We start from the raw sequence: 13,266 nt of genomic DNA on the forward strand, positions 1-13,266 counted from the left end.
CCGCGAGAAGCTGCAGGAGCGTCTGGCCAAGCTCGCGGGCGGCGTCGCGGTGATCCGCGTCGGCGGTTCGACCGAGGTCGAGGTCAAGGAGAAGAAGGACCGCGTCGACGACGCGCTCAACGCCACCCGCGCGGCGGTCGAGGAGGGCATCGTTCCCGGCGGCGGCACGGCGCTGCTCCGCGCCAAGAAGGCGGTCGCCGCTCTCACCAGCGACAATGCCGACGTCCATGCCGGCATCAAGATCGTCCTCAGGTCCCTCGAGGCCCCGATCCGCCAGATCGCCGAGAATTCGGGCGTCGAGGGCTCGATCGTGGTCGGCAAGATCACCGACAACGAAGGCTCCGAGACCTTCGGCTTCAACGCCCAGACCGAAGAGTACGTGGATCTGCTCCAGGCCGGCATCGTCGACCCGGCCAAGGTTGTCCGGGCCGCGCTGCAGGGTGCCGCCTCGGTCGCCGGCCTCCTCGTCACCACCGAGGCGATGGTGGCCGACGCTCCGAAGAGGGATGGCGGCGCCCCGGCGATGCCGGGCGGCGGCATGGGTGGCATGGGCGGCATGGATTTCTGATCCGCCCCATTCGGAGACAGGATCGGAGAGGGCCGCCGTCAGGGCGGCCCTTTTCGCATGGGCCGCCCCGGGTCTCCCTCGGACACCCGGATCATCCGTCCGGCCGGCATCCCGTGCAGATGCCGCCGAGCACCCCGTCGAGACGCCTTTGCCGGTCGGTGCGCGCGTCGGGATCGACGACCGGTGCGGCGGCCGCCCCGGGCGGCACGGTCTGGCCCACCGGGGAGGTATGGGGCGCCGTGATCGTCGTGTGCGGCCCGCCGCCGGTACCCGTGACGGCGATCTGGGCCAGGGCCGGAAGGCAGGCCTGTGACAGCCCGGCCAGGGCGGACAGCGTGGTCGTCAAGCCGCGGATCGGCCCGGTCCTGCCTGTCATGTCGGGATCTCCTCCGGATGCGTGGCGGGTCGGATGCGGGGTTTCGTCCCCGCATCCGGGGGAGCGCCCAGAGCGGCACGGCCAACCCGGGTGATGGCCCAGCGGTCGCGCTCGCCCGCCCCGGCCTGCGTCAGCGGCTCGATCAGCCCGCGCCTGTGAAGCGCCTGGATCTGCGGGTCGGTAGGGCTGTAGGCCCGCGGCCCGCGCGCCAGGATCTCGAGGCGGTAGCGGGCCATCGGGGCGAGCGCTTCGCGCCGCTCGGGCACCTCCTGCCCGACCCGGACCCAGGCCAGGAATTCGCGCCAGGGTCGCAACGGTCCGTGCAGGCTCTCGCCGCCGCCTTGCGCCTCATCCCTCACGTATCGCTCGACGTCGCCCAGGATGTCGGCCCGGATCGGCTTGGGCAGGTCGCGCCAATGGCCGCGCAGCCAGTTCGTGCAGAGGCAGGGCGCATTCTTCGGCCGCCCGAGGCAGTACCGGACCGCTGCCTGCACCATGAATCCCGCACTCGGCTGCCCGCCATCGATCAGGTTGCTCTCCGGATGGTTCCGCTGCCCCGGATCGGCCTGCGCGCGCAAAGCGGCCTCGACCACGTGCCATTGCGGGATCGTCAGGGCGATGCCGGGCTTGAGCCCCTCGCTGATGCGCCGCCGGCGGCTGGATTCGAGTTGCCGCGCGACCTCCGTCAGCACGGCCGCGCGCTGGACGGTCTCACACATGGGAAGCCTCGCAGGCCCAAGGCCGAAGATTCCGGTCCGGCAGCCTCTCCGTCGAGGGCCGGGCCGCATCGGGGGAGCCGGCTGGTCCGGTGTCTTGCACCGCGATGCCCCTCACGACGCGGCCTCCCGGCGCGCGAGGTTCTGTGGCGTCGGCCGGCCCGCTCGGACGGCGGATGAAGTCCGGTTTCCCGGATCGGATCCGCCAGCGATCGGCGTCGCCGTGATGCGTGCAGCGCTCGTGTGCATGGGCTTTGGTCCTGTATGAGCGAGAGGAACGAGGAACGGAGGCTCGCCCGCCCGAAGGGCCGCGGGGGCGAGCCGCCATCGCGCGTGACCGGGCACGGTCAGCGCTGGCGCGGGCTGCGGCCGATGGCCCAGCTCGGACGTGCCAGCCCGCCCGGACGCGCCAGCCCGCCGGCGGTCAGCCTGGAGGGGCCCTGGTCCGTGAGCATCGGGGCGCCCAGGATCTGACCGGTGCCGCGCCGCTGCGCGTAGAGGGAGCGGGGATCGTGATAAGGGTGGTTCACATACGAACTCATATGCGCGCCGCCCGCCGCCTGTCGGCTCCCCTCGCCGCCCTCCGCACGGGCCGCGCCGGTGGCGCCCAGAACAGCCATCGCAACGGCCAAGATCATTGTATTACGCATGTTGTCTACCTCGCTGATCATCTCTTCGATTGGTACAGCGATCGATCTAACCCGCTTCCGCGAAAGTAAAAGTGCGCTATAACACGATGTTATTTCTGTAATTTAATCCGACGCGCGATGGGCCCTCGTGCGCTCGCGCACCGGCCAGGCAAGACATTCGGAAATTTGATGGATTATATTTTGCCTATCCTCAGAAATAACAATCATGCATGTGTCTCATTGACAATTTCGATGAATTTATCGGCATCATCGCGCACTGGATCCAAGATCTCACCCGTCAGCATGATGGAAGACGTGGCGGCCATGGATGGCCGCGCGCATGCCGGAGTGATGACACGGTGCCTTGTCGAACATCGAAGGCCGCCCGCCTCGGGCTCGCGGCCGCCTGCGCCCTCGGGCTCGCCTGCAGCGCCGCGCAGGGCGGCTCCGCCGCTCAGCCCGGGCAGACGGTCGGCCTGCCGACCGGCGCGCAATTGCCGGTCGGCCTCTATCTCGTGAACCTGTCGAGCTTCGGCCAGCGCGAGACCTGGCCCCTGCGCTCGGAATCGAACGTCAACCTGCCGACCTTCGCCTGGTCGACCCCGTGGAACCTGGCCGATGCCCGCCTGCAATTCTTCCTCACCCAGCCCGTGGCCGCCGCGAGCGCGCGCGGGGCGCCCTATCAGAGCGGCATCGGGCAGCCCCTGCTCGCGGCGCAACTCGCCTGGGATCTCGGGAACGATGTCGGGGTCAGCTATCTCTTCGGCGGCTACCTGCCGATCGAGACCCGGTTCCTGACGCAATCCGCCTCGCTCAGCCACCGCTTCGCGGTGAGCTACACCGGAGACGGCTGGAACCTGACGGCGAACCTCCTCTACGGCCTCTTCCTCGAGAGCCGCTCGCCGCTCGGGACCCTCTATCCGGATTATCTCAACCTCGACCTCACGGCGACGCGCAAGTTCGGCAAGTGGCAGGTCGGGGCGGTGGCCTTCGGCTCCACCGATCTGCCGACCGGGATCGGCAGCCCTCGCCCGCAGGGGCAGATCGCGGCGGGCGGGCTCGTCGGCTACAATTTCGGGCCCGTGACCCTGCAAGCCTACCTCACCCGCGACGTGGTCGAGCGGAACTATGGCGGGCCGGAGACGCGGGGCTGGCTGCGCGCCATCGTGCCGTTCTACCAGGACACGGGCGAGGTCGAACCGAACCGGGCCCTGGTCACGCGCCGACAGGCGGAATGATCGCGCCCGGCCCCTGAACCGAGCCGGATGCCGCGTCGGGCCGGGCCGGATTCGGGCGGGCGCGCATCCCTTGTGTTGCAGCGCACATGATCTCCCGAACCATCCCGCGAAGTCCCCGTTGAGAGGAGACATTCGGCCAAGCAAAGCCGGGTCGACCAGAATCGCGAAGACACACGATCCTTCTCAACCCCGTGTTGACCGGATGATTTCCGCCAGAAGTCTGATTCAGGAGATCATCATGACGTTTCGCATCCTCGCCGCGGCCATGCTCGTCGCAGCCGCCTCCCCCGCTCTGGCGCAGGGCATCGACTCGAAGCACAGCCCCTACCCGGCCTCGGCCTATTCGGGCTACGCGAGCGTGCTCGGCGAGAGCTTCGTCCCCGCCTCGGCGACGCCCTACCGCACCGCTTCGGCCTATCGCTATTCGGGCCAGCATGCCGGCGGCCCGGCGGACGCCCTGCGGCGCTGACGATCGGGAGCCGGGCGTGCGGAGCGATCCGCGCGCCCGCGCGTCTCTCAGGACCGATCCGCCCCCGCCGCATCCCGGGACCCTTCGGGCGCGAGCCGGGGAAGCGCCCGCTGCGCGCCGATGAAATCCACGAAGGCCCGGAGCGGCGCCGGCAGGTAGCGGCGGCCCGGATAGTACAGGAACGGTCCCGAGAAGGGCTGCCACCAGGATTCCAGCACGGGCTCCAGAGCCCCGCTGTCGAGATGCGGGCGCAGCCAATCCTCGAACAGGGTGATGATGCCGGTCCCGGCGATCGCCGCGTCCACGGCCAGGTCCGTGGCGGCGCCGACGCGGACGATCAGCGGACCGCCCGGATCCACCCGCACGACCTCCCCGTCGCGCTCGAACTCCCACGCCGTCATGGCGCCGCTCGCGAACCGTCCGCGCAGGCAGGCATGGTCCAGCAGGTCGCGCGGGTGCTGCGGCCGCCCGTGGCGGTCGAGGTAATGCGGCGCGGCGGCCGTCGCGAAGCGCTGCACCCGCGGCCCGATCGGGATCGCGATCATGTCCTGCGCGAGCCTCTCGTCGTAGCGGATCCCGGCATCGCAGCCGGCGGCCAGCACGTCGACGAAGCCGTCCTCCGCCACCACGTCGAGGCGGATGTCCGGATAGGCCGCGAGGAAGGGCGGCACGATCCGGGGCAGCACCAGCCGCGCCGCGCTGACCGGGACGTTGAGCCGGAGCGTCCCGGCCGGGCTGTCGCGAAACCCGTTCACCACATCCAGCGCCGCCTCGACCTCGTCGAGGGCCGGCGTCAGCCGTTCGAGGAGGCGCGCGCCCGCCTCCGTCGGGGCGACGCTGCGCGTCGTGCGGTTGAGGAGCCTGACGCCGAGCTTGGCCTCCAGCCGGCGGACGGCCTCGCTCAGGCCGGACGCGCTCGTGCCGGACGCGCGCGCCCCGTCGCGGAAGCCGCCGGCCCGCGCGACGGAAGCGAAAGCCGCGAGGTCTCCGAGATCAGCCGCCACTGTTCGATCCTTCGTACGGCCTGTGCCGATTGAGAGGGATTATCACGCAATCCGCGCGCGCCTACATCCCGGTCAGCACGAAGGAGCGACACCATGACCGAGATCGACCAGGCCGGGACCTATGCCCTCGGCGATTGCCGCGTGCGGCGCCTGGGCTACGGCGCGATGCAATTGGCCGGGCCGCATGTGTTCGGCCCCCGAGGGACCGGGCCGGCGCCGTCGCGGTGCTGCGCGAAGCGGTCGCGCGCGGGGTGAACCACATCGACACGAGCGACTTCTACGGGCCGCACGTCACCAACGAGATCATCCGCGAGGCACTTCATCCCTATCCGGACGATCTCGTGATCGTCACCAAGATCGGGGCGAAGCGCGGCGCGGACGCCTCCTGGAACCCGGCCTTCTCGACTGAGGATCTCACAAGCGCCGTCCACGACAACCTGCGCAACCTCGGCGTGGACGCGCTCGACGTCGTGAACCTGCGCATCATGTTCGACGTGCACGGCCCGGCGGAGGGCTCCATCGCGGAGCCACTCGCGGTCCTGGCCGAGTTGCAGCGCCAGGGGCTCGTGCGCCGGATCGGCCTCAGCAACGTGACGGCCCGGCAAATCGCCGAGGGGCGGACCATCGCGCCGATCGTCTGCGTCCAGAACCAGTACAATCTCGCGCATCGGGCCGATGACGGGCTCATCGACGCCTTGGCGGCCGCCGGCACCGCGTACGTGCCGTTTATTCCCCTCGGCGGATTCAGCCCGCTCCAATCGTCGGCCCTGACCGAGATCGCCGAGGGTCTGGGCGCGACCCCGATGCAGGTGGCGCTCGCCTGGCTGCTGCGCCGCTCGCCGAACATCCTGCTGATCCCCGGCACGTCCTCGGTCGGGCACCTGCGCGAGAACGTGGCGGCGGCCCAGCTGAGCCTGCCGGACGACGCGATGGCGCGGCTCGACCGGATTGCCGGACCGCCCGCCTCCGCGTGAGGCGCGCTCCGACGAGCGCCCGCGCCGGGGGCTCGGCGCCGAGGGTCCGGCGCCCGGCGGTCAGGTCCAGTACAGAACCCGCGCGGCGGGCAGGTCGCGGGCGAGGAGGCCCGTCAGGGCCTCGCGCATCTCGGCCATCAGGTCCTTCGGGAAGACGTATTTCACCGAGCCGAACTTGGTGAGCTTGCGGCTGCGCTCGGCCTCGCGCATCGGCAGGTCGGAGCCCGGATACCAGCCCTCCAGCACCTGCTTGGAGCCCGGCGTGAAGCGATGGGTGATCAGCTCCGCCGTGAGGTCGAGATTCGGCACGCCCGCGAGAACCCGGGCCGCGTCCGCGATCAGGGCCGCGTAGGCCGCGCGCCAATCCGGAACCGGGAGGATGGGCGCGATGGTGAGGCCGACGGGATAGCCCGCGCGGGCCACCGCGCCCATCGCGTCGAGGCGCGCGCGCAAGGGGGCGGTGCCGCCCTCGAAACGGGCGGCAGGCGCCGCGTTGACCGAGAAGCGGATGCGGGTGCGCCCGCGATGGGGCAGGTCGAGCAGGGGCGCGACCGCCGCGAACTTGGTGGTGAACCGCAATTGCACCGGCGCCTCCCAGGCGCCGAAATGCCGGATCGCGGCCGAGAGCGAGCCCGTCAGGTGCTCGATCCCGAGGGGGTCGGTGTAGCACGAGGCCTCGAAGGTGGTGCCCTCGTGGGCGCGCGCAGCCTGGGCCGAGGTGACGCCGCCCTGCCCCGCATAGGATCCGAGATTGGCCAGGATCGCCTCGAGATTGGCGTAGGCCCGGGTCACCGGCGGCCCCGAGAGGGAGCCGGCGAGGTAGCAATATTGGCAATGGGCCGGGCAGCCCTCGGCGAGGTCGAAGCGCCAATCCGCCGAGGGCGGGATCGGCTGCAGCTTCAGCTTGGTCGGGGGCGCCACCACGATCGCGAGGGTCGCCTTGGCCTCCGCATAAGCCCGGCGCGGGTCGGCATGGCGCAGGCCCGTCAGGCGGTTCGCGGCCAGGCGCTCGACCGGAAGGCCCTGGGCTTCGAGCCGCGCCAGGATCGCGCGTCCGTGGGGGTGCTCCAGGGCACCCGGCGTGACGAGGACGCGGCGCGGGCGCCAGAGCCGGGACGCCCGCCCGGTAGCTGGGGCGGCGGCCGGATCCCGCCGGACGGGATCGCCCGCGTGGAGGTCGGAGGGGGAGGAGGCGTCCATCCCGGCCAACGCGGCGGGGCCGCCGCCGGCTCCGGCCTGGCGCCCCGCCGGCCTGGGGCGCGTCGCCGCGCCGTCGCGCCCGCGCCCGGCCCGATACCTCTGCTCGCGCAATCTTCCCGCAATTCGACGACGCGACGCTGCCGGGTTCTGCGTTGAACGGGCCCGTTCTCGGCCGGTTGCACATCTACGCGCATCCCTTGCGACGAGGATCCATGGACCAGCCCCTGACCAAGCCGCCGAACCGGGACCAGGAGCAGACAGGGCATCGGACGCGCGGCGGCCTCCTTCGCGCCCTCGGCACGGGCGTGATCACGGGCGCGGCCGATGACGACCCCTCCGCCATCGGCACCTACGCCAGCGCGGGGGCAAAGTTCGGGCTGGCCTTCCTGTGGATCGCGCCCGTCCTCCTGCCGATGATGTACGTGGTGGTCTACGTCTCGGCCAAGCTCGGCCAGGTCTACGGGAAAGGCCTGTTCGCGATCGTGCGCGACCGCTACCCGCGCTGGGTGCTCTACCCGGTCGTGCTCGGCGCCTTCTGCGGCAACGTCATCGAGGCGGCGGCCAATCTCGGGGGCATCGGGGCGGCCCTGAACCTGCTGATCCCGGTGCCGATCCCCGCAATCGTGGTGGTCGCCGCCGGGGTGATCCTGGCCTTCCAGGTCTTCGGCTCCTACACGCTCCTGCGCAACATCTTCCGCTGGCTCGCCCTCGCGCTGTTCGCCTACGTGGCGGCCGCCCTCCTGGCCAGGCCCGATCCCGGCGAGGTCCTGCGCGCCACCTTCCTGCCCCGTCTCCGCTTCGATGCCGAGTTCCTGTCGATGATCGTGGCCTGCATCGGCACCTCGCTCTCGGCCTATATCTACACCTGGCAATCGAACCAGGAGGTCGAGGAGGAGATCGCGCAGGGCCGCCACACGCTCCGGCAGCGAAAGGGCGCGACCGACGCCGAGTTGCGCAGGACGCGCCGGGACGTGGTGACCGGGATGCTGTTCTCGAACGTGATCCTCTACTTCATCATCCTGTCCACCGGCGCGACCCTGCATCCCGCCGGGCAGACCGAGATCGAGAGCGCGGCCCAGGCGGCCGCCGCCTTGGAGCCGCTGGCGGGCGCCGGGGCCACCTACCTGTTCGCCCTCGGCGTGGTGGGCGTCGGCTTCCTCGCGGTGCCGGTGATGACCACGGGGGCGGCCTACGATCTCGTGCAGGGGACCGGCCGGAGCGGCAGCCTGCACGCGCGCCCCGGCGAGGCGAAGCTGTTCTACGCCACCATCGCGGCCGTGACGGTGCTGGCGGTGGCGCTCAATTTCCTCGGCTTCAACCCGATGCGGGCGCTGGTGTGGTCCGGCATCGTCCAGGGCTTCTCGGTGCCGCCGCTGCTCTTTCTCATGATGCGGATGACGAACGACAGGGCCGTCATGGGCGAGCGGGTCAATGGCCGGCTGACGAATCTGCTCGGCTGGACCACCACCCTGGTGACCTTCTTGGCCACCGCGTGCCTCGTGGCGACCTGGGTCTGGTGAGGGCTTCGGGAGAACCCGCCCGTCGACCCGGCCCCGGCCTCACGTATCCAGGGTCTTGCGCGCGAAGCTCTCGATATAGTCGATCAGCCGGTCGGACGCGGCGCCTGCGGCGTCCACGTCCCGCTTGGCGACCGCCTCGCACACATCGGCGTGGAGATGAGCGCTCAGCGGCAGATCCCCGGCCTGCTGATAATGCTGGTACCAGAACCGGCGCGAGAGGCCTGCCATGCTGGCCAGAGAGCGCACCGCGAACTCGTTGCGTGAGGCGCTCGCCATCAGCTCGTTGAACTGGTGGTCCAGGCGCATGAAGGCGAGATCGTCGGAGGCCGCCGCCGCCGCGCGCATGGCCCCGGCGATGCCGGCGAACACGGCGCGCTCCGCCGGGGTCGCGCGCTCGGCCGCGAGCCGCGCGATCAGCCGTTCCAGCACCCGCCGGGTCTCGAGCAGGCGCAATTGCGTGCGCACGTTGATGTCGGAGACCAGGATCCCGCGCCGGGGCATCACCACCACGAGCCCGTCGCGGGCCAGCCGCTGCAGGGCCTCGCGGATCGGCGTGCGCCCGATCCCGAGACGCTGCACGAGGCTCTGCTCGCCGAGCACCATCCCGGGCGGCAGGACGAGGGTCGTGATCAGTTCCTCGAGCTGCTGATAGGCCTTCTCGGTGAGGGTGAGGTCCGGCAGGTCGTCCCGGACCGCGACCTTCCCGCTCCCCGGGTCGGCAGCCTTGCGGGACCGCTTGCGGTCGCTGCTCGCCGAACGGACGCTCGCCGTTTTCCCGGTCACGAAGTTCATGGTCGTCCCAAGCCCTGCTCCGACATTCCCAGTACCACGGTGGTCGCGCGCACGCATGATGGGGCGGACGCCACCCGCATCACATGTACGTCTGATATATCTTGCGGATCTCAGACATATCCCGCATGTTTCCCAGCGCTATAATACAGCCCGGGAGGCACATCATGGTAGGGGAGTTCGCGGTACCCATTGGCGGCGTGCTGCCGGAGACCGTCACCGAGGCGGGCTCGGCCCGCGCCTCGGACGTGATGATCGCGGCGCGTCTCGAGCGCCTGCCGATGACGCAGTTTCAGCGCAACATCTTCCTCATAATCGCGACCGCCTGGTTCTTCGACTCGATCGATCTCGGCTCGCTCACCTTCCTGCTCGGCTCGATCAAGACGGAGTTCGGCCTCACCACGGCTCAGGCCGGCCTCCTGTCCAGCATGAGCTTCGTCGGCATGTTCCTGGGCGCCGGCATCTCGGGCATGCTGGCCGACCGCTTCGGCCGGAAGGTCGTGTTCCAGGTCAGCATGATCTTCTGGGGCCTCGGCAGCCTCTGGTGCGCCTACGCGCCCGACGCGACGACGCTGGGCTACGCCCGCCTGCTGCTCGGCTTCGGCATGGGCATGGAATTCCCGGTGGCCCTGGCCATCGTCTCGGAATTCCTGCCGACGGCCAAGCGCGGCCGCTATCTCGCCATCATGGAGGGCTTCTGGCCGCTCGGCTTCATCGCCGCGGGCTGCCTCAGCTACGTGCTGCTGAGCTATTTCGACTGGCGGGCGGTCTTCCTGGCGCAGGCCGTGCCGGCGGTGTTCCTCTTCGCGATCCGGTTCTTCGTGCCCGAATCGCCCCGCTGGCTCGCCGATCGCGGCCGTCACGCGGAGGCCGACCGGGTGATGGAGGAGATCGAGGCGAAGGTGAGCGCCCGCCTCGACGGCCGGCCGCTGCCCGAGCCGCAGCCCCTGCCGGCGCAGGCGCGGGGCGAGCGCCGCTTCTCGTTCCTGGAATTGTGGAGCCCGGGTTACGCCAGCCGCACCGTGATGATCTGGCTGACCTGGTTCTTCGCGCTGCTGGGCTTCTACGGCCTGACCACCTGGCTCGGGGCGCTGCTGCAGGAGGCCGGGCACAGCGTCACCAAATCCGTCGTCTACACCATCCTGATCTCGCTCGCGGGCGTCCCGGGCTTCATCACCTCGGCGATCCTCGTCGAGCGCTGGGGCCGCAAGCCCACCGCCGTGCTGATGCTCCTCGGCAGCGCCGTCGCGGCCTATCTCTACGGCCACTCGCCTTCCTTCGGCTGGCTGATCGCCTTCGGGTTGATGATGCAGTTCTTCCTGTTCGGCATGTGGTCGGTGCTCTACGCCTACACGCCCGAACTCTACCCGACCCGCGCGCGCGCCACCGGCGCGGGCTGCGCCTCGGCGATCGGCCGGGTCGGATCGCTGATCGGCCCCTACGCCATCGGCATCATCCTGCCCACGATGGGGCATGGCGGGGTGTTCGCCCTCGGTGCCGGCTCCTTCGTGATCGCGGCCATGAGCGTGGCGTTCCTGGGAATCGAGACCAAGGGCCGGTCCCTTGAGGCGATCTCCCACTGATCCCGGGCCGGGCGCCTTCCGGCGCCCGGCTCATTCGGGCAGGGGCGACTTTTCGGTTGCACTCTGATATATCAGCGGTATCCTAAGCCCAATTCCGGAACCCAGGAGATCTCCATGGAACTCGCGGCCACCAGCATGAGCGAGCGGCAGCGCAGCTACCGGGCGAATTACCGGCAGCGGGTCGCGGGTTGGTACAATGGCTTCCTGCATATCGCGATCATCTACACGATCGGGCTCACCGCGCTGTACATCTACCTCTCGAACCTGAAACAGGTGACGTGGCTCGAGCTGATCACCGTCCCGGTCGTGTTCCTGTTCTGCAATTTCTTCGAATGGTGGCTGCACCGCTACGTGATGCATCGTCCGTCGCAGAATCCGATCGCCCGCGCGGTCTACAACCGCCACACGCTGCAGCATCATCAGTTCTTCACCGACCACGAGATGCGCTTTGCCGACCACAAGGATTATCGGGTCACGTTCTTCCCGCCCTACGCGCTGGCGAGCTTCACGCTGATGTCGATCCCGGGCGCCATCGTGCTCGGCACCCTGCTCACGGCGAATGTCGGCTGGCTGTTCATCGCCACGACGACCAGCATCTACCTGATCTACGAGTTCATGCACTTCTGCTGCCATGTCGAGGACAACTGGTTCGTCCGCAACATGCCGTTCATCAACACGAACCGGCGCCACCACACCGCCCATCACGACCAGTCGATCATGATGGAGCGCAACATGAATCTCACCTTCCCGATCATGGATTGGCTGTTCGGCACCTCGGATCTCAACCGCGGCCTGCTGGGCACGCTCTTCAACGGCTACGACACGCGCCACGTGAAGACCGACATGCGCAAGACCGCGCGCACGCCGGGCGCCCCGGCGGCGATCCAGCCGGCCGAGTGAGCCGGCCCCCGAACCGGCCTCGCGGCGCCCCGGGCGCGCCGCCGACAGAATGCGGGAGCTCGTCTCATGGCCATGGTTGAACCGAATGTGGCGGCACTGCTCTGGTTCGCGCTCTTCGCGGGCGTGGCGAGCACCGGCTTCTACGTGCTCACGGGCATGTTCCCGTTGGAGACGCGGCCCGATCTGCGGCGCCGGCCCCTCGGCCTCGCGCTCATCGCGGCCAATGTCCTGCTGCTGCTCGCCCTGATCGGCGGCAGCCTCGCCTACGGCGCGGCAAACCTGCGCTGGACGAGCCTCGTCATCGTGGGCGGCTTCGCCGTCCTGTTCGCGCCGGGCCTGTTCAACGTCTGGCCGCAGCGCTGGCGCGACGGCTTGGCCGGCCTCACGATCGTGCTCGGGGGGTTGGGCGTGTCGCTCGGCCTGCTCCAGCATGTCGGCGCCCTGTTCTAGTCTTTCGCGAGCGACGCAAGGTCCGGGAGTGATGTGATGCCGTTTCCGATCAAGTTCGGATTGTCGGTCGCCGTGGCCTTGGCCGCGCTCGCCGGCTGGTTCTACATGGGGTATCTCGGCCAGACCGGCCCGCAATGGGCCGTGGCCTTCCTCGGCCCCTTCATGATCGTCAGCCTCTGGATCTTCCCCGAGGTGATGCGCTCCCGCTCCGATGGCCGCACGCCGCGCCACGCGCTGAAGGGGGCGCGGCCGTGAACAAGGTCTATCACGGGGACCGGACCATCGACGGCATCGTGGTCACGGTTGACGGCGAGCCGCTCGACGCGCATGCGGCGACGAAGTGCTACTCGCGCAACGGCTTCGAATGGAGCTACGAGGGGCCCGAGCCGTCGCAGCTCGCCTACGCGATCCTGGTCGATCATCTCGGCGACCCCGCCGAGGCGGAGCGGCGTCAGGACCGCTTCATGCGCGGCGTCGTGGCCAATTTCCAGAACGAGTGGGAGATGACCTCCGCCGATATCGACCGGGCCCTGCAACAGCAGCGCTAGCGGCTCGCAGCGGACGAATCCTGCTCGCCGATGACCGTCTCGGGGTGTTCCCGGACGACGATCACGCCGATCCGGCGGAAGACGAGAAGGGCCTCTCGCGCGTCGCGCATCGCAAGCCCGTTTGAGCCGATGCCGCGATGGCGTCGGCGGCCGGACGCCGAGACCCGGCGTCGAAGAGCCCGTTCCGATAAGTTCTCGGACGGTTCGACCGCGTTGATTGGCAAGTCTCTGGAAGGTTTGGTGGGCGCACTAGGGTTCGAACCTAGGACCCGCTGATTAAGAGTTCAAGGATTTTGCGCGGA

The 13,266-nt window shown here is 69.6% G+C and carries 15 protein-coding genes and 1 pseudogene; 10 read left to right on the top strand and 6 right to left on the bottom strand.

Annotation, left to right across the window (positions count from 1 at the left end):
- On the top strand, positions 1-568 hold a 568-nt coding region (locus F6X53_RS30740), incomplete at its 5' end, for a TCP-1/cpn60 chaperonin family protein (protein ID WP_280526086.1).
- 91 nt (positions 569-659) lie between these two features.
- Here F6X53_RS30740 and F6X53_RS30745 read toward each other — a convergent pair.
- The 3 genes from F6X53_RS30745 to F6X53_RS30755 form a co-directional block, all read right to left on the bottom strand.
- Complete coding sequence (locus F6X53_RS30745) at positions 660-944, bottom strand: hypothetical protein (RefSeq protein WP_238297072.1); 285 nt, start codon at positions 942-944, stop codon at positions 660-662.
- The gene (locus F6X53_RS30750) at positions 941-1,663 is read right to left on the bottom strand and encodes a hypothetical protein (RefSeq protein WP_151005520.1); all 723 of its coding nucleotides are present in this window, start codon (positions 1,661-1,663) and stop codon (positions 941-943) included. The genes F6X53_RS30745 and F6X53_RS30750 overlap by 4 nt, the downstream gene beginning before the upstream one ends.
- 344 nt (positions 1,664-2,007) lie before the next feature.
- Positions 2,008-2,280 (bottom strand): hypothetical protein, encoded by a 273-nt coding sequence (locus F6X53_RS30755; protein WP_151005522.1) that lies wholly within the window; start codon positions 2,278-2,280, stop codon positions 2,008-2,010.
- A gap of 368 nt (positions 2,281-2,648) precedes the next feature.
- Here F6X53_RS30755 and F6X53_RS30760 point away from each other — a divergent pair, with 368 nt between their 5' ends.
- Both F6X53_RS30760 and F6X53_RS30765 read left to right on the top strand, forming a co-directional pair.
- Positions 2,649-3,527: a transporter gene (locus tag F6X53_RS30760; RefSeq protein WP_151005524.1), complete on the top strand. Its 879-nt coding sequence runs from the start codon at positions 2,649-2,651 to the stop codon at positions 3,525-3,527.
- 238 nt (positions 3,528-3,765) lie between these two features.
- Positions 3,766-3,996 (top strand): hypothetical protein, encoded by a 231-nt coding sequence (locus F6X53_RS30765; RefSeq protein ID WP_151005526.1) that lies wholly within the window; start codon positions 3,766-3,768, stop codon positions 3,994-3,996.
- Positions 3,997-4,043: 47 nt separating this feature from the next.
- Here the strand turns inward: F6X53_RS30765 and F6X53_RS30770 are convergent, their stop codons facing one another.
- Positions 4,044-5,000, bottom strand: coding sequence for a LysR family transcriptional regulator (locus tag F6X53_RS30770; protein ID WP_151005528.1), 957 nt, complete (start codon positions 4,998-5,000; stop codon positions 4,044-4,046).
- 93 nt (positions 5,001-5,093) lie between these two features.
- Here F6X53_RS30770 and F6X53_RS30775 point away from each other — a divergent pair.
- Positions 5,094-5,974, top strand: a pseudogene (locus F6X53_RS30775) (aldo/keto reductase family oxidoreductase).
- A 60-nt stretch (positions 5,975-6,034) separates the two neighbouring features.
- Here the strand turns inward: F6X53_RS30775 and F6X53_RS30780 are convergent.
- On the bottom strand, positions 6,035-7,174 hold the full coding sequence (locus F6X53_RS30780) for an SPL family radical SAM protein (RefSeq protein ID WP_151005546.1): 1,140 nt from the start codon (positions 7,172-7,174) through the stop codon (positions 6,035-6,037).
- A gap of 212 nt (positions 7,175-7,386) precedes the next feature.
- On the opposite strand from F6X53_RS30780, the gene F6X53_RS30785 reads away from it, so the two are divergent.
- Entirely contained in the window at positions 7,387-8,694 is a 1,308-nt protein-coding gene (locus F6X53_RS30785; protein ID WP_151005530.1) for an Nramp family divalent metal transporter, read from the top strand.
- 39 nt (positions 8,695-8,733) lie between these two features.
- Here the strand turns inward: F6X53_RS30785 and F6X53_RS30790 are convergent, their stop codons facing one another.
- Positions 8,734-9,486, bottom strand: a complete 753-nt coding sequence (locus F6X53_RS30790) for a GntR family transcriptional regulator (protein WP_151005532.1) — start codon at positions 9,484-9,486, stop codon at positions 8,734-8,736.
- Positions 9,487-9,650: 164 nt separating this feature from the next.
- Between F6X53_RS30790 and F6X53_RS30795 the strand changes: the two genes are divergently transcribed.
- The 5 genes from F6X53_RS30795 (at position 9,651) to F6X53_RS30815 (ending at position 12,964) form a co-directional block, all read left to right on the top strand.
- Entirely contained in the window at positions 9,651-11,066 is a 1,416-nt protein-coding gene (locus F6X53_RS30795) for an MFS transporter (RefSeq protein ID WP_151005534.1), read from the top strand.
- A gap of 114 nt (positions 11,067-11,180) precedes the next feature.
- A complete protein-coding gene (locus tag F6X53_RS30800; RefSeq protein WP_151005536.1) occupies positions 11,181-11,966 on the top strand; it encodes a sterol desaturase family protein in 786 nt (261 codons plus the stop codon).
- Positions 11,967-12,032: 66 nt separating this feature from the next.
- Positions 12,033-12,416 carry a hypothetical protein gene (locus tag F6X53_RS30805; RefSeq protein WP_151005538.1) on the top strand — a complete coding sequence of 128 codons (384 nt, stop codon included), beginning with the start codon at positions 12,033-12,035 and terminating at the stop codon, positions 12,414-12,416.
- A gap of 36 nt (positions 12,417-12,452) precedes the next feature.
- Positions 12,453-12,671 (top strand): hypothetical protein, encoded by a 219-nt coding sequence (locus F6X53_RS30810; RefSeq protein ID WP_151005540.1) that lies wholly within the window; start codon positions 12,453-12,455, stop codon positions 12,669-12,671.
- On the top strand, positions 12,668-12,964 hold the full coding sequence (locus F6X53_RS30815) for a DUF6166 domain-containing protein (RefSeq protein WP_151005542.1): 297 nt from the start codon (positions 12,668-12,670) through the stop codon (positions 12,962-12,964). The genes F6X53_RS30810 and F6X53_RS30815 overlap by 4 nt, the downstream gene beginning before the upstream one ends.
- Positions 12,965-13,266 lie beyond the last annotated feature (302 nt).

This window comes from Methylobacterium soli (assembly GCF_008806385.1).
Lineage (GTDB): Bacteria > Pseudomonadota > Alphaproteobacteria > Rhizobiales > Beijerinckiaceae > Methylobacterium > Methylobacterium soli.

Bases quoted from the DNA above. Each gene is read 5' to 3' on its own strand.
- F6X53_RS30745 (WP_238297072.1), bottom strand. From the start codon at position 944: ATGACAGGCAGGACCGGGCCGATCCGCGGCTTGACGACCACGCTGTCC.
- F6X53_RS30750 (WP_151005520.1), bottom strand. From the start codon at position 1,663: ATGTGTGAGACCGTCCAGCGCGCGGCCGTGCTGACGGAGGTCGCGCGG.
- F6X53_RS30755 (WP_151005522.1), bottom strand. From the start codon at position 2,280: ATGGCTGTTCTGGGCGCCACCGGCGCGGCCCGTGCGGAGGGCGGCGAG.
- F6X53_RS30765 (WP_151005526.1), top strand. From the start codon at position 3,766: ATGACGTTTCGCATCCTCGCCGCGGCCATGCTCGTCGCAGCCGCCTCC.
- F6X53_RS30780 (WP_151005546.1), bottom strand. From the start codon at position 7,174: ATGGACGCCTCCTCCCCCTCCGACCTCCACGCGGGCGATCCCGTCCGG.
- F6X53_RS30785 (WP_151005530.1), top strand. From the start codon at position 7,387: ATGGACCAGCCCCTGACCAAGCCGCCGAACCGGGACCAGGAGCAGACA.
- F6X53_RS30790 (WP_151005532.1), bottom strand. From the start codon at position 9,486: ATGAACTTCGTGACCGGGAAAACGGCGAGCGTCCGTTCGGCGAGCAGC.
- F6X53_RS30795 (WP_151005534.1), top strand. From the start codon at position 9,651: ATGGTAGGGGAGTTCGCGGTACCCATTGGCGGCGTGCTGCCGGAGACC.
- F6X53_RS30800 (WP_151005536.1), top strand. From the start codon at position 11,181: ATGGAACTCGCGGCCACCAGCATGAGCGAGCGGCAGCGCAGCTACCGG.
- F6X53_RS30805 (WP_151005538.1), top strand. From the start codon at position 12,033: ATGGCCATGGTTGAACCGAATGTGGCGGCACTGCTCTGGTTCGCGCTC.
- F6X53_RS30810 (WP_151005540.1), top strand. From the start codon at position 12,453: ATGCCGTTTCCGATCAAGTTCGGATTGTCGGTCGCCGTGGCCTTGGCC.